The 15,479-nt window shown below is 47.3% G+C and carries 11 protein-coding genes; 7 read left to right on the forward strand and 4 right to left on the reverse strand.

Annotated elements, in window-relative coordinates:
* Positions 1-43: 43 nt before the first annotated feature.
* Positions 44-226, reverse strand: a complete 183-nt coding sequence (locus B5M13_RS25330; protein WP_080058328.1) for a hypothetical protein — start codon at positions 224-226, stop codon at positions 44-46.
* Between the two features lie 62 nt (positions 227-288).
* Between B5M13_RS25330 and B5M13_RS25335 the strand changes: the two genes are divergently transcribed.
* The 6 genes from B5M13_RS25335 to B5M13_RS25360 all read left to right on the forward strand — a co-directional run bounded on the left by B5M13_RS25335 (position 289) and on the right by B5M13_RS25360 (position 9,356).
* Complete coding sequence (locus tag B5M13_RS25335) at positions 289-1,098, forward strand: XRE family transcriptional regulator (protein ID WP_080058329.1); 810 nt, start codon at positions 289-291, stop codon at positions 1,096-1,098.
* 77 nt (positions 1,099-1,175) lie between these two features.
* The gene (locus B5M13_RS25340; protein WP_080058330.1) at positions 1,176-1,577 is read left to right on the forward strand and encodes a hypothetical protein; all 402 of its coding nucleotides are present in this window, start codon (positions 1,176-1,178) and stop codon (positions 1,575-1,577) included.
* A gap of 24 nt (positions 1,578-1,601) precedes the next feature.
* The gene (locus B5M13_RS25345) at positions 1,602-2,213 is read left to right on the forward strand and encodes a hypothetical protein (protein ID WP_080058331.1); all 612 of its coding nucleotides are present in this window, start codon (positions 1,602-1,604) and stop codon (positions 2,211-2,213) included.
* Positions 2,214-2,711: 498 nt separating this feature from the next.
* Positions 2,712-5,087, forward strand: coding sequence for an ABC transporter permease (locus B5M13_RS25350; protein WP_080058332.1), 2,376 nt, complete (start codon positions 2,712-2,714; stop codon positions 5,085-5,087).
* Positions 5,088-5,217: 130 nt separating this feature from the next.
* A complete protein-coding gene (locus B5M13_RS25355) occupies positions 5,218-7,584 on the forward strand; it encodes an ABC transporter permease (RefSeq protein ID WP_080058333.1) in 2,367 nt (788 codons plus the stop codon).
* 197 nt (positions 7,585-7,781) lie between these two features.
* Positions 7,782-9,356: an FG-GAP repeat domain-containing protein gene (locus B5M13_RS25360; protein ID WP_080058334.1), complete on the forward strand. Its 1,575-nt coding sequence runs from the start codon at positions 7,782-7,784 to the stop codon at positions 9,354-9,356.
* Positions 9,357-9,396: 40 nt separating this feature from the next.
* On the opposite strand, the gene B5M13_RS25365 is transcribed toward B5M13_RS25360, so the two are convergent.
* Complete coding sequence (locus B5M13_RS25365; RefSeq protein WP_080058335.1) at positions 9,397-10,221, reverse strand: DUF1835 domain-containing protein; 825 nt, start codon at positions 10,219-10,221, stop codon at positions 9,397-9,399.
* Positions 10,222-10,466: 245 nt separating this feature from the next.
* Positions 10,467-12,032: a sensor histidine kinase gene (locus tag B5M13_RS25370; RefSeq protein WP_245859493.1), complete on the reverse strand. Its 1,566-nt coding sequence runs from the start codon at positions 12,030-12,032 to the stop codon at positions 10,467-10,469.
* 298 nt (positions 12,033-12,330) lie between these two features.
* Here B5M13_RS25370 and B5M13_RS25375 point away from each other — a divergent pair, with 298 nt between their 5' ends.
* The gene (locus B5M13_RS25375; RefSeq protein ID WP_080058336.1) at positions 12,331-13,185 is read left to right on the forward strand and encodes a DUF2911 domain-containing protein; all 855 of its coding nucleotides are present in this window, start codon (positions 12,331-12,333) and stop codon (positions 13,183-13,185) included.
* Between the two features lie 554 nt (positions 13,186-13,739).
* On the opposite strand, the gene B5M13_RS25380 is transcribed toward B5M13_RS25375, so the two are convergent.
* Complete coding sequence (locus tag B5M13_RS25380; protein ID WP_080058337.1) at positions 13,740-15,281, reverse strand: YifB family Mg chelatase-like AAA ATPase; 1,542 nt, start codon at positions 15,279-15,281, stop codon at positions 13,740-13,742.
* Positions 15,282-15,479: the final 198 nt, after the last annotated feature.

Raw genomic sequence — 15,479 nt, forward strand, 5'->3', positions numbered from 1 at the left:
TCAGCAAAATCAACATACCATATGTCAGCAATTCGTTTCAATGCTAGGCGTGTTTTTGGTTGAAATCAGCAACTTTTTTTGCAGCCTTTAATACCTCTTTGTGAAGGGCTGCATTGGGCCTTTCGAGTAGTACACGAGCATACTTTCGTGTCACTCCGACTATCCTGCCAATGCGGGTATAGTCGCCATGCCCTAAATGCTTCTTGATTTCTTGGATATTGCTCATTTCCTTTGTTTCCGTTTGGCAACAATGCAAATATAACCAAGAAACTTGGATAACCAAGAAAAATGGACAATTATTTAGCGGCAAATCTTAAATTTTTGAGAGAGAGCAAAGGTCTAAGCCTTGCCGACATGACTCAACGTGTTGATATAAAGAAAAATACTATCAACAACTATGAAAACGGCAATACTGAGCCAAACTTGACAAACTTGATTCAGTTGTCCAATTTTTTTGGATGCAGTATTGATGAAATGATCAAAAACGACCTGTCCAAGAAGCTTGGAAGCGTCGCACAGGGATCATCTTTTCAAAAAAAGCATGTGGGTAAGCCCTCAATTGTGACGGTTGATACAACAGAAAATAGCATTGTACCGATCCTTGACATTAAAGTTGCCGCTGGCTCTCCAACTATTTTGGACGAACCAGATTACTACAAAGAGCTTCCAGTAATAAGCTTTCCCAATTATTTTTTCCGTGGTGCATTAGCTAGCATCCAGGTTCGAGGAGAAAGTATGACGCCAACAATTAAACAAGGTGACTATGTTGTTGGCAAGGAAATAGAACAACTCCTTGATCTGAGAAATGGAGAGGTTTATATCATTGTCCATCAACAAGACCAGCGAGTACAATTCACAGTCAAAAGATGTTTTTATCATCATGGCGATGATAAACTATTGCTAGTTTCAGATAATAGCGATTATCCAAATGACAGTTTAGATATACAGTCGATCCTTAAATTATATCACGCTGAAGCTTGCCTAACTACCCAGCTCTATCGGCAAGAACCATCAATGCGAGGCCATCTTGAACGTATTGAACGCCGTATTGATCGACTTGAAAAAGTTGGATTTTCCGAAAACACCCCACACACCTAAATACACACCTATTGACACACCTAATTTCAAATGTAAAAATTAGGTGTGTATTTTAATCTTAAAACCATCCTAATGCTATGCTAAATCAATCTTCAATCTCTCGGTCATCCTGGTTTAAGACTGGGTTCGCGTTATTAGCTTTCTTTGCCATAGTAGCATTCCTAGCACGGCCTAGCACATCAAGTCCACCAGTACAAAACAACACCACACGTAGTATTATTGGAGAAACAGGAGCTATCAAACTAAGCTGTTATGGAGGCAGAACCGAAGCGTATCTATTAGATGCAACAGAAGCCCAACAAACTAAAAATGAGCTTAATCGGGTAGGGTTATTGAAAGAGGGAAAGATTATTCCACTCACAAAAGACACCAAAGCTCTGATTTTAGAGAAAAGCGACTTTTTATACAAAATAAGCCTTCTGGATGGCCCCTTTAGAGGTCAGAACGTTTATATCCACCAAGATGACATTACAATCTAAGATGATCCGACTAGCACTTAAGCCATGAAAACACTCTACACCTTGACCTTCTCGTTACTTATCTTATTCATTTACAACACAAAAGGCCAATCCATTACACAATCTGTACAAGACGCTATACAGACAACAAGGACCCTAAATCAGACAAAAAAGGAGATTACAGGCCAGACCCAACGGGAAAGAGAAGTCAAGCAAAAAGAAACCCAGGAAAGGGAGGATATGAAACTCAAGCTATCCGAACTAAAGGGCAGCTACTACGATTTAGACCACCGAATCGAATTGGTCGAGAACGTTAATAAGCAGATAGACGATGAGAACGACCGCCTTTACAAACGCATTTATGCTTTAGAGCAGGAAACTGACCGATTAAAGGCCGAAAACGAGTCCTACAGGCGATCATTTAGCGAATTGGTAGAACGGATCAATCGACTAGAAATTACGTCAACTCAGCCCTCGCAACCCACCCAATCGGAGCCATCTGGAGTATATAGCGTCATTTCAACCCCTAAAAGCAGTAGCCATCGCACATACACCCCAAAATCGTCCCAATACTACATTCGTGGCCCTCGTGGTGGATGCTACTACCTAACTGCCAGCGGTCGAAAACAATACGTGGATAGAAGCTTATGCAACTAGAAATTGAAAAGCCTTACAGGATAAACTTGTAAGGCTTTTCAATTTCCCAACTACTTTTTAGCCTGGTTTTGCCAGATAGTTCAACACTCGATCAAGCCTTTTTCAAATTTTTACATTTGGTGATTTCGGCCAAAATATATAACTACTTGATTATCAGCTTTCGGCCAAAATATAAAGAAAGCCTTCTTTTACATTTAGAACTACCCCTTATAGTTTACCATTCAGCAATACGTCTGTTCAGAAACGGACAAACGTTGTACGGTTTCGGACAGAATTTATCTGCCAAACGGCCCAATCTGGCCAATTTAGGCGGGTTAGAGGCCATGGCACAGTAGTTGACCCTGTTAGCGTAGCTAACAAATCCCGAACCATCAATGGTCCTGCCATTTAAAAGCCAGCATACGGCGATAAGCAACATTTTGCGACCTGGGCTGTCTTTGTGGGGTAAAGTGTGTGGGTGCCCCCTACACAAGCCTTCGCTCCTAAACCCTTAGCCCTATGCTCCGCAATTATTTAAAAATTGCCTTACGAAATCTATCTAAAAACAAGGCTTACTCAGCAATCAATATCATCGGTCTGGCGGTTGGCATGGCCATTGCGATGTTGATTGGTCTATGGATTTACGATGAACTGTCGTTCAATAAATTCCATAAGAATTACGATCGTCTGGCTCAACTCTATGTTAATCAAACCTTTAACGGCACTACTGGTAGTAGCCGGGCGGTTTCGCTCCCATCGGCCAATACGATCAAAAACAACTATAAAGCTGACTTCACTGCCGTAGCCCTGGCTTCGTGGAACTTTGGCCATCTGTTAGTCAACGGCGACCGGAAGATCAATAAGGAAGGGATGTATGCCGAGCCGGAGCTACCGAAGATGCTCTCGCTCACCATGCTCAAAGGCGACTATGCCACGGCGTTAAAAGAACCTTCTTCCATTTTACTTTCCGCATCAACGGCCGAGGCTCTGTTTGGCAGTGCCAATCCACTTGGCAAAATCGTTAAAGTGGATGCCAAACGCAATATGAAGGTGACGGGCGTTTTTGAAGACCTCCCCTTCAACTCCAACTTTTATGAAGTCAATTACTACCTACCCTGGAGCGCCTACCTGGCCGACGAATCCTGGGTAAAAGAATCGCTGCAACAGTGGGGAAATCACTCATTTCAGTGCTACGCCCAAATTGCCGACCGCGCCGATATGAACAAGGTGTCGGCTAAAATCCGGGATGTAGAGAAAAAACACGCTTCGGAAGGTGAAAAGCCAGAATATTTTCTGCACCCCATGAGCCAATGGCACCTATATTCCGATTTTAAAGAGGGCAAAAACGTAGGTGGTGGTATTCAGTTTGTCTGGCTGTTCAGCCTGATCGGTGTGTTCGTGTTGCTGCTGGCCTGTATCAATTTCATGAATCTGAGCACCGCCCGGAGCGAGAAACGGGCCAAAGAAGTGGGCATTCGGAAAGCGGTAGGCTCGCTTCGTCAGCAACTGATTTTCCAGTTTCTGAGCGAATCGATGCTGGTCGTTTTCTTTGCGCTACTCATCGCTCTGATTATTGTTCTGATCGCGATCCCCTCGTTCAATGACCTATCGGGCAAGAAGGTCAGTATTCCCTTTGCCAATCCCATTTTCTGGTTACTGCTGATCAGTTTTTCACTCATTACGGGCTTCCTATCAGGCAGTTATCCAGCTTTGTATCTATCGTCGTTCAATCCACTGAGTGTACTGAAAGGTACATTCCGGGTGGGTCGCTGGGCGGCACTTCCACGCAAAGTGCTGGTTGTGGTTCAGTTTACGGTATCCATCACCCTTATCATCGGTACGCTTATTGTATTCCGGCAGATTCAGCACGCCAAAAACCGGCCTGTGGGTTATGATCGGTCCAATCTGCTGCAAACATCCCTCAGTCCGGGTACGTATGGGAAATATGACCCTTTACGGGACGACATGCTCAAGACGGGTGTCGTGTATGAAATGAGCCAATCGTCGAGCCCCACCACGGGCGTGTGGTCCAATCAAATTGGGTTCGACTGGGAAGGTAAAGATCCAAAATCATTACCCCTGTTCGGTATCGTGGCCTGTACGCATCACTTCGGCAAAAGCATTGGCTGGCAGATTCTGGAAGGCCGCGACTTCTCCAAAGACTTTTCGACGGATAGCTCAGCGTTTATCCTGAATGAAGCTGCTGTTAAACTGACTGGATTGAAAAACATCGTTGGGAAAACCATTCGCTATAACGGAAAGCCCATGCAGGTAATCGGTGTGGTAAAGAATATGGTGATGGAGTCGCCTTATGAGCCTATCAAACCTACCATTTTCCTGATCAATTACGGCTGGGCGAATGTGCTTACGCTCAAGCTCAAACCGAATGTGCCTGTCGACGATGCGATTAAGCAGGTCAAAGCGGTATTTAAAAAATACGACCCCGACACCCCGTTCGATTTTAAATTCACCGACGAAGAGTACGATGCCAAGTTCAGGACCGAAGAACGAGTGGGCAAACTGGCGCGGGTCTTTGCCGTATTAGCCATTTTCATCAGTTGCCTCGGTCTGTTTGGACTGGCTTCGTTCGTGGCGGAGCAACGTATCAAAGAAATTGGTGTTCGGAAGGTACTGGGCGCATCGGTTTTCAGCCTGTGGGGGCTGCTTTCCAAAGACTTTGTCCGGCTGGTCGCCATTTCGTTCCTGATTGCCACGCCCATCGCCTGGTATTTTCTGGACGACTGGCTCCAGCAGTACGATTACCGGACATCTATTTCCTGGGCCGTTTTCGCCTTGTCTGGTCTAGGAGCCACCATGATTACCCTAATGACCGTCAGTTATCAGGCCATTCGGGCCGCCTTAATGAACCCTGTAAAATCGTTACGAACGGAATAATTATAGAGACGCAACACCTTGCGTCTCCTGACCGGATGGCTCTTTAACCGGATGGTTTTGGCTGACACTAGGTGTTGCTGACGCATAGGAGACGCAAGGTATTGCGTCTCTACCACAACCCTCACACTCTATGCTACGCAACTACATCAAAATCGCCTGGAGAAACATCTGGAAAAACAAGACGTTCTCTTTCATCAACATTCTTGGACTGGCTTTAGGCATGGCCTGTAGCCTGCTCATCATGATCTGGGTGCAGGATGAACGCCATATGGATCACTTCCATAAGAACGACGCCCGGCTATATCGGGTGATGGAAAATCAGCACTACGTAGGCGTTATCAATACCTTCCCGTCGACACCGGGGATTCTGGCCGAAAACATCGTAAAAGATATTCCTGAAATTCAGATGGCAAGCCAGATGCTTTGGGAAGAGCAAACGCTGTTTACGGTAGGCAATACGTTCGAAAAAGAAAAAGGGCGTTCGGTGCAGGGCGATTTCCTGACGATGTTTTCGTTTCCGCTCAAGGAAGGCGACCCCAAAACGGCTCTCAAACGACCCGATGGCCTGGTCATTAGCCAGAAACTCGCCGACAAATATTTTAAGGGACAGAACCCGATGGGCAAAATCATTCGGGTCGATAATACCGACGACCTGATGGTAACGGGGATTCTAGCCGATATTCCCGAAAATTCGTCGCTGAAATTCGATTACCTCAAAAGCTTCGATCATTGGCTGAAAAACAACAAATGGGCGAAAGAATGGGGCAATAATGGTCCGCGTTGCTACGTGATGCTGGCCAACAATGCGTCGGTTGATAAAGTCAATGCCAAGATCAAAAATTACATCAAGAGTAAAAATAAAGACAGCAACGTAGAACTGTTTTTGCAGAACTACGGCGATTCGTACCTGTTCTCGAATTGGGAAGGCGGGGTGCAGAATGGTGGCCGGATCGAGTACGTACGCATCTTCTCGATTGTTGCCATTTTCATTCTGGCGATTGCCTGTATTAATTTCATGAACCTGGCTACGGCCCGTTCGGTCAAACGGTCGAAAGAAGTAGGGGTTCGGAAGGTAGTGGGTGCCTATAAAGCCAGTCTGATCGGGCAGTTTCTGGGCGAGTCTATGCTCATTACTATGCTCTCGCTGGTGTTTTCGGTCCTGATTGTGCTGCTGATCCTGCCTGTTTTCAATGAACTAACCAGTAAAAAGCTCTCGCTTGACTTTTCCGATCCTACTTTCCTGCTCCTGTTGCTTGGCTTATCGGTCGTAACGGGGCTTGTGTCGGGAAGTTATCCGGCCCTGTTTATGTCGGCGCTCAATCCGGTGGTTATTCTCAAAGGCTCGCTGAAGTTTAAATCGAGTGCCACGTACTTCCGAAAAGGCCTGGTCGTATTGCAGTTTGGCCTGTCGATCATGCTAATTCTGGGTACATTGGTCGTTTACCGTCAGATCAACTACATCCAGACGAAAAACCTGGGTTACGATCGTGAAAACCTGCTGTATATGGCTCTGGAGGGCGACCTGCAACGCAATTTCCCGTCGTTCCGGCAGGAACTGGAGCATCAGCCGGGCATCAAGTCGGTCACCTGTGCTCAGTCGGACCCGCTCGAAGTGGGCAGCTCTACCCAGGGAGTACGCTGGCCCGGAAAAGATACGACCCAACTTATGCTGTTCAGTCAGAACGCTGTTTCGTACGACTACATTAAAACGATGGGTATTAAATTACTCGACGGCCGCGATTTTTCGAAAGACTTCACCACCGACACTAGCAACTACATCATCAACGAAGCCTCAGCCCGAAAAATCGGCTATAAAAATCCAGTCGGCAAAGAATTAACAATGTGGGGCCGGAAAGGGAAAATCATTGGCCTGATGAAAGATTTCCATTACAATTCGCTCCATAGTGCCATCGAGCCACTGATTTTACACCTGCAGCGCGGCAACGATACCACCCGAAACTGGGGAACCATTCTGGTACGTACGCAGCCCAACGAAACCAAACAGGCTATCGCCAGCATGGAAACGCTGCATAAGAAGTTCAACCCACACTTTCCGTTCAAATACCTGTTTACCGATCAGGAATTTGGCAACCTGTATAAAGCCGAAAACACGGTCAGTAAACTGGCTAGTTATTTTGCCTTTCTGGCGATTTTCATTTCCTGCCTGGGTCTGTTTGGTTTGGCTGCGTTCACGGCAGAGCAACGCACAAAAGAAATTGGTATTCGGAAAGTACTGGGAGCCAGTATTCCCAATCTGGTTGGTATGCTATCGAAAGAGTTTATGCTCCTGGTGCTGCTGGCTGCATTCATTGCTTTCCCGCTGGGCTGGTATTTCCTCAATGGCTGGCTGGAAAAGTACGCCTACCGGATCGAACTGGCCTGGTGGTATTTCCTGGTGGCCTTGGTTGGTGCCATGCTCATTGCGCTGATAACGGTCAGTTTTCAGAGCATCAAAGCCGCCTTATTGAATCCGGTCAAATCGTTGAAAACGGAATAACCTGTAGAGACGCGATCCCTCGCGTCTCATGGGCGTCAGCAATAAACCATCCGGAAAGGAGACGCGAGGGATCGCGTCTCTACAATGGTCATAAAGGTAGTGAGCCACGCTGCCTTCAATTATTTTGTTCTGCCCACTAAAAATTCAGTTTTATTGCCCTATGTTCGTTGCCAATCCCACGACTTCGTTTTTGGACTATGAGGCAACTTATCGCCGTTTGTAGTATACTCTATTTTTTTAGTTCATGCACGACTAAACAGCAGACTGACCAAACGGAATTTCATGACTTAGCTGTTTCCGGGCTTTCTGGTAAACAACTGGCGGTAGCCCACTGTAGCCGTTGCCATGCATTTGTAAGTCCTGATGTATTGGCCAAAGCAAACTGGCGGGATGTGCTCCCCGCTATGGGCCATCGGATGGGTATCTACAGCGGAGGTACCAGACCCGACAGTTTGTTTGACGCGGGCGAAAGTGGCGAAACGGTTCGCGAGGCTGCTATTTTCCCGGAAAAGCCTACGCTGGCCAAAGACGATTGGCGAAAGATAGAACGCTATTATCTCGACAGCGCCCCTGATACCATCCTGCCTCCCATTCGCAAAACGCCCATTCGGATGGGACTGAAGCATTTCAGGTATAGAGAAGCTTCGTTCGCAAATCGGCCTGCTCTGACGTCAATGGTCAAGATACTTCCCGATCATCGGGGAATCGTTTTCGGAGATGGCAAGCCCAGGCGTAACAACCTGACGTTTCTAACTCCCGAATTGACGGAACGGTATAGTATGCGGTTGGCCACAACCCCGATTCAGTTTGACGAAAAAGCCAATGAGCTATACCTGACCACCATTGGGAAAGGTGTTTTCCCGACCGATGCCGCCAACGGATCGTTGACACGCTTGCAGAAAAATAGATCGGAGCCGGGCTATCAATCCGAAACGGTTGCCATTCCTCACTTACGTCGACCCGTGTTTATGGCATACGGTGATTTGACTAAAGACGGATTCGAGGATGTAGTAGCCTGTGAGTTTGGTAACCAGACCGGCCAACTGGCGTGGTACGAAAACGATAAAAAAGGCGGGTACACAAAACGCGTTTTACGAGAAAAGCCCGGTGCCATCACCGCCATTATTAAGGATGCTAATCGGGATGGATTACCAGATATTTATGTGCTGATGGCGCAGGGTGACGAAGGTATTTTTCTGTACGAAAACCAGGGAGGAGGTACATTCAAAGAAAAACGATTGCTCACTTTCCTGCCCCTCAATGGATCTCAACAGATTGAACTGGCCGATTTTAACAAAGATGGATTTGACGACATCGTCTATGTTTGTGGCGACAACGCCGACAAAACCCCAATCTTAAAGAAGTACCACGGTATCTACATTTTTCTGAATGACGGAAAAGCCAATTTTACCCAATCGTATTTCTACCAACTGAATGGCGCCTATAAGGCCATGGTACGAGATTATGACTTAGATGGCGATCTGGATATAGCGGCTATATCGTTTTTCCCAGACTACCTTCGCTACCCAACAGAAAGCTTTATCTACCTGGAAAATAAGGGAAAGTTAACCTTCGTCGATTATTCGTTTCCGGAGGCCACCCGAGGAAGATGGGTCGTCATGGATGCGGGCGACATGGATGCCGACGGTGATATTGATCTGGTTCTGGGCTCGTTTGTTTATTTTATCCCGCAGGGCGATACGACCGGATTAGGTAAAAAGTGGCTTTCAGAGGGGCCTTCGGTCATCGTTCTGGAAAATACAATCCGGTAGACTCTTACGTCTAAAGCTCGGTTGTATTATACCGACTCTTCTATGCACTTTCAACCAACTTACCATCCTGCTCCTGAATGATTTCCTTATCGATGAGCCGGGTGAGGTAATTCTCAATGCTCCAGTCGCCTAAACCATAAATCCGATCCGTCGACAACCATTCACCTACAATCTGGCGGGGCGTTTTAGGCGCTGCCTGAACCAGATTCAGCAATTGGTTTTCGATAGTCGACAGGCCATTTGCCCCTACCTGTAAACGATTCAGATGGGCCTGTAAGGCTTCGCGCAGGAACCGCAATCGGCCAAAACCTCCCGACATTACCTGGTTCAGAGCCACCACATCCGAGGCAGCATAGGCAGCCCACACATGAGCCGCCAACTCCAATTCAAAGCCGGTCAAGGGTTCGGCCTGCGGATACAGCGAAGCCAGTTGAGCAGCCGTTAGTTGACCGAGTCCTTTAAAATCGGGAACACCGTCGAACTGATTGATGGAGACTTGTTTCAATACAGTATTACCCAGTTCGATGCGCGAAAAACGAGCCAGTAAAAAGGCTAGATTAATCTGGCAAAATAAATCGTGTTCAAACCAGAGGATAATCTGATCGTAGGTGCCGGGCTGATAGATTCGGTCAAATTCGGCAACCACTTTCTGCTGATACGTATCTGCTTCATCTGGCCGATCGCCAAACTCGGTACGTAGCCAGTTCTCGCGCAATTGCCATAAGGCAGCATCCGGTTGCATGGCGTCCAGCAATGGCCCTTCAGACAACATTTCGCGCCATATGGCTACCTCGCCGGGCAATCCAGCTTCTGCAAACGAATAGGCCGTAGCATCGCCGTTCAATACGTGTAAGATTTTTTTCATTAGTCTATGTTGTTCTTATTATCTATCTGAAGCTGTTTAAACGTTTACAAATTGAGTCCAAACAGGTGCGTTTTTGTCATGCTGAGGAACGAAGCATCTTCGATAGCTGGAGTTATAGCGCCACAAAAGATGCTTTGTTCCTCAGCATGACAAAATAACCCAACTTCTGACCTGAGCAGGAAAGTTTAAACAGTTCCTATGTTAAAGATAGCTTTCTGCACGAAAAAATCCCTACGAATGAGCCCTTAAACGGGCAAATAAACCCAGAACGTAGCTCCTTCACCGGGAGAGCTGGTTGCCGTAATACCGCCCCCATGCGCTTCTGCTACGCGCTGGCAAATAGCCAGCCCTAAACCTGTACCGGCATATTCGTTCTTACCATGCAGGCGCTGAAAAACCTGAAAAATACGATCTACATACTGAACGTCGAACCCTATCCCTTTATCACGCACACTGACCTCATGAAACAGCGTAGCAAGGTTGGTCGGCTTAACGGATTGGGGGAGTTCATTTCGTGGCCGCAGGTCGCTTTTTATCTCCACAAATGGGCGATGGCCAGGTTTGTTAAACTTTAGGGCATTGGCAATTAGATTCTGAAAAAGCTGCTCCAATTGCGAACTATCCCCGTTCACCATCGGTAGAGTATTCACGACAATCTCGGCATTCTGCTGGCTAATGGTCCAGTCGAGTGTCGTCAATACATCGGCTAGTACGTCAGCCAGAGAAATTAATCGAAAATCCTGGGGACTTATTGGCGTTCGTGAATAAGTCAGTAGATCCTTAATCAGGATCGACATGCGAGCCCCTGCCAGGTTTATACGCTGGAGATAATCGCTGCCGGTCTCGGTCAGTTGCCCATCCAATTGATTTTCCAACAACGTGCTGAACGACTGAATTTTACGCAGCGGCTCCTGAAGGTCGTGGCTGGCAATGTAAGCGAACTGCTTCAAATTTTCATTCGAGCGATTCAATTCGTCAACCTTTGCTTCAAGCTGGAGTTGCAGTTGCCTCAACCGAGTGAAATCGGTAAAGTGAATAACGACCTCGTCGTCCAGCTTGAACGTACTCATCAGATTATACAGGTCAAGCCCATCTTTATCATAATGGATTTCAAACGTAAGCGGCTGACCTGTTTTGTAAGTTTCGACAGGATTGGTAAAACTCACCGTTTCGAAATAGCCCGGAAACACTTCTCCTACCCGTTTGCCCTGCAACTGGTCGGGGGTAGTATTCGCATAGGCGGCATAGGCCTGGTTGGTGAATCGAAAACGAAAATCCACGATTTCACCATTCTCAACAATCGGTTGCAGAACCTGCAACGGTTCTTTCAATAAATTGATGATGGTTTGCAGATACTCATTGGCCTGCGCCACTTCCACCAATTGCACTTCGTGCGTAACATCTTCAACCGAATGAATAATGTAGGCTAACTCACCATCAGGCCCTAAAACGGGTTTATTGACTGGTCGCCAGGCACGCCCTTCCAGTACACCCGTATGCGCATTAAGCCACTGGTGGCGCTGATCGGCCATCGCGTGAACCTGTCTGGTTTGCAACACTTGCCATAACGATTGCCGAAGCTGATCAGCAATGCCATCATTATGCCCGTCACTGAAGAACGAATCAAATACTCCACGCCCAATCAGAGATTCCCGCTGCAGGTCAAGTGCGGCCAGGTAATCGTCCGATACAGCCAGAATCGTGAAGATCGGTGCGTCTGGCTTAAGTACCAGATGCTTACCAGGCATCGCATTAAGAAGAAAAACAGGGATGGATTGTCCATCCGGGTCATTTGCAGAAAAAGGCATCATCAAGAACCATCCTGGTGGGTTTTAATGATCGTTAATCATTAGCGGGTACGGCAGGAGCGAATCAAAAAAATATTGAGAACACCTATTACCGAGCTAAAATTATAGGCAAAATAGTTATTTACCTAAATCATATGTACAAAATGCCATCGACTGTAATTTGAAAGGGCGCCAGAAAAGCCATCCTATGCCTATTGTTATTGCGAAAAGTCTATAGACTTCTTATCAGCCTTCGTTGCTACGTGCTGAATTCGTACCTTGCAGAAAAATTAAGCCTAGATAGTACGTACACGATTCGCTCATGAAAACCAACCGTTTTTTAGTTCTTTCAGCCGCTACTCTGCTGACCGTAAGCTCCATTAACACCACTTTCGCCCAGTTAAAAATCCCAGCGGCCAGCCCCTCGCAAACGACCAAACAGAGCTTTGCCCTCGGTGAAATCACCCTTGAGTACTCAAGACCTGCTACCAAAGGACGGGCCATTTTCGGCGATCTGGTTCCTTTCGACAAAGTATGGCGGACGGGAGCCAATGCAACCACCAAAATCACGTTTTCGAACGACGTAAAAGTGGGAGGGAAAGAGGTCAAAGCCGGTACATACGGTTTATTCACGATTCCCGGTAAGTCGAGCTGGCAGGTGATGCTATCGAAAGATTTGAACCTAGGGGCCAACGTTGCCGATTATAAAGTAGCCAATGAGGTGGCACGGGTTGAAGTAAAACCGACAACCTTGCCGTTCAAAGTAGAGACGTTTACAATCAATATCGCCGATATTCTACCCAGCTCGGCAACGCTGGAAATCATGTGGGATAAAACTCGCGTGGCCGTACCCCTCACTGCCGACATCGACCAAACGATTACTCAAAATATAAAGGCGTCGATGGCCTCTGAAAAACCCGCGTATTTTGAAGCAGCCAGTTACTATTATGAAACCAACCGGGACTTGCCTCAGGCGTTGGCCTGGGTTACCAAAGCAACGGAGCAAAATCCGAACGCATTCTGGATCATGCTGCTGAAAGCCCGCATCGAGTTAAAAATGAACGAGAAGAAAAACGCTATTGCCAGCGCCCAGAAGACGGTTGAATTGGCCACTGCTGCTAAAAATGGCGACTATGTTAAAATGGCAAACGACCTGATTGCCAGCGCCCAGAAATAAGTACTCCCACATTGTTCATACTCAACGGCAGACCGAAGTTTTCGGTCTGCCGTTGATTTTTAGCCCTATCCGGTCCGGTTGTCGCGGTCGAGACAGCGGTACTGGATGGCTTCGGCCAGGTTATTCCGTCCATATCATAAAAACCACCCAGCAAAGGGTCACCAGTACCATCAGGAGTACCGTCCAGAAAGATGGGAGTAGACGTTTTAAGCGCATAGAGTAATAGAATGTAATTAATACGACCAGGCAGTCGGATTCAACGGAATTACCGACTGTACGGGGAGTCAATTGATGCGCATTGAAGCATCTTGATTTTAAGACGGGCTTAGGCTGTTAATGGCTCATGAGTAGAACGCTAACATGCGAAAAACTACCCTTTACGAGTAAGTTACGCATATATAAATGCGGTTTTCCGTATAGAAAGCGTCAGGCTCTCAGACACAGGAAAGTGTACCGATGTAGGATGGCTGTAGTAGCGAGACTGGCCTTTGAGTTTGTCAACTCTATTCCAAGAACAGGTATAGGCTGAATACATCTGTAAGAATACAAAACTCTTATCCAGCCCAACTCTCGCGGTCAAGGCTGCGGTACTGGATAGCTTCGGCCAAATGTTCGATTTTGATTTCCTCACTACCCGCCAGATCGGCAATGGTGCGTGACACCTTCAGGATACGATCGTAGGCCCGGGCCGACAGTCCCAATCGTTCCATAGCGGTTTTGAGTAATATCCGCCCGGCATCGCTGATCAAACACACTTCCTTAACCATCTGCGAAGGCATCATGGCATTGGAATAAATACCCGTATTTTGCTCGAAACGAGTCGTTTGAAGCGCCCGCGCCCGAATGACCCGTTCCCGAATCACTTCGCTGGACTCGGCAGGTCGATTGGCGGTCATCTGATCGAACGAAACAGGCGTCACTTCAACGTGCAGGTCGATCCGGTCGAGTAACGGACCACTGATTTTAGCCAGGTACTTCTGGACCACGCCCGGTGCACAAACACACTCTTTATCTGGATGATTGTAATACCCGCAGGGGCAGGGATTCATACTGGCAATGAGCATAAAACTAGCCGGAAACTCTACCGCCCATTTAGCCCGTGAAATGCTTACTTTCCGATCTTCGAGCGGCTGCCGCATCACTTCCAGCGCCGACCGTTTAAATTCGGGCAACTCATCCAGAAACAGGACTCCATTGTGCGCTAGTGAAATCTCACCGGGCTGCGGAAAACTACCACCGCCTACCAATGCGGCATCAGAGATTGTGTGGTGTGGAGCACGGTAAGGTCGGGTTGCAATCAGATTCGCCTTTGCCCCCAGCTTACCAGCCACCGAATGAATCTTGGTTGTTTCCAGAGCTTCCTGCAACGTAAGCGGTGGGAGTATGGTTGGCAAACGCTTCGCCAGCATGGTTTTACCGGCTCCGGGAGGACCAATCATAATGACGTTATGCCCACCAGCAGCCGCAATTTCGAGCGCCCGTTTGATATTCTCCTGACCCTGTACATGCGAAAAATCTACGTCATAAGCATTTGCCTGAGTCATAAACAGATCGCGGGTGTCGCTTACTAAAGGGGCAATGTCTTTTTTGCCGTCAAAAAATTCAACAGCATCCTGCATAGTCGACACGCCAATGACATCCAGATTATTGACAATAGCGGCTTCCTGAGCATTCTCCACGGGTAAAACAAAGCCTTTATAACCCCGTTTTCGGGCTTCGATCGCAATGGGTAATACGCCTTTAATGGGCCGCAGCGAACCGTCGAGAGCTAGTTCGCCCATAATGACGTATTCTTCCAGGCTACGCTGAACGGTTATCTGTTCCGATGCCTGTAACACGCAAAGCGCTATTGGCAAATCGTAGGCTGACCCCTCTTTCCGAATATCGGCTGGTGCCAGGTTGACAACCACTTTCTGCCGGGGCATTCGATAGCCAAAAAACTTCAGCGACGCTTCCACGCGCTGCTCACTTTCTTTAACGGCACTATCGGGCAGGCCCACTAAATGAAAATGCAATCCCTGGGCAACAACAACTTCAATCGTAATCAGGCTGGCATTGACGCCATAAACAGCCGCTCCAAACGTTTTGGCTAACATACTGGGGAATAAGTAAACGAATCAGGTCTATTTGTCTCAAAACTACACCCTCTTGAGCCAATAAAAAAGAAAGGAGAGGTTTAATGTATTTCAGGCTCACCCCTGGCAAAATAAACTGATTTCTGAAGGGCAAATCAATCGGTTCGGCTTATCTTCGTACAGGGCAAATCAAGCACCGTAATTCGTACCCAATTACTC

The organism is Spirosoma aerolatum, from assembly GCF_002056795.1.
GTDB lineage: Bacteria > Bacteroidota > Bacteroidia > Cytophagales > Spirosomataceae > Spirosoma > Spirosoma aerolatum.

Coding starts and splice junctions, on each gene's coding strand:
- B5M13_RS25350 (WP_080058332.1), top strand. CDS start 2,712: ATGCTCCGCAATTATTTAAAAATTGCCTTACGAAATCTATCTAAAAAC.
- B5M13_RS25360 (WP_080058334.1), top strand. CDS start 7,782: ATGAGGCAACTTATCGCCGTTTGTAGTATACTCTATTTTTTTAGTTCA.
- B5M13_RS25365 (WP_080058335.1), bottom strand. CDS start 10,221: ATGAAAAAAATCTTACACGTATTGAACGGCGATGCTACGGCCTATTCG.
- B5M13_RS25355 (WP_080058333.1), top strand. CDS start 5,218: ATGCTACGCAACTACATCAAAATCGCCTGGAGAAACATCTGGAAAAAC.
- B5M13_RS25340 (WP_080058330.1), top strand. CDS start 1,176: ATGCTAAATCAATCTTCAATCTCTCGGTCATCCTGGTTTAAGACTGGG.
- B5M13_RS25375 (WP_080058336.1), top strand. CDS start 12,331: ATGAAAACCAACCGTTTTTTAGTTCTTTCAGCCGCTACTCTGCTGACC.
- B5M13_RS25370 (WP_245859493.1), bottom strand. CDS start 12,032: ATGATGCCTTTTTCTGCAAATGACCCGGATGGACAATCCATCCCTGTT.
- B5M13_RS25330 (WP_080058328.1), bottom strand. CDS start 226: ATGAGCAATATCCAAGAAATCAAGAAGCATTTAGGGCATGGCGACTAT.
- B5M13_RS25345 (WP_080058331.1), top strand. CDS start 1,602: ATGAAAACACTCTACACCTTGACCTTCTCGTTACTTATCTTATTCATT.
- B5M13_RS25335 (WP_080058329.1), top strand. CDS start 289: ATGGACAATTATTTAGCGGCAAATCTTAAATTTTTGAGAGAGAGCAAA.
- B5M13_RS25380 (WP_080058337.1), bottom strand. CDS start 15,281: ATGTTAGCCAAAACGTTTGGAGCGGCTGTTTATGGCGTCAATGCCAGC.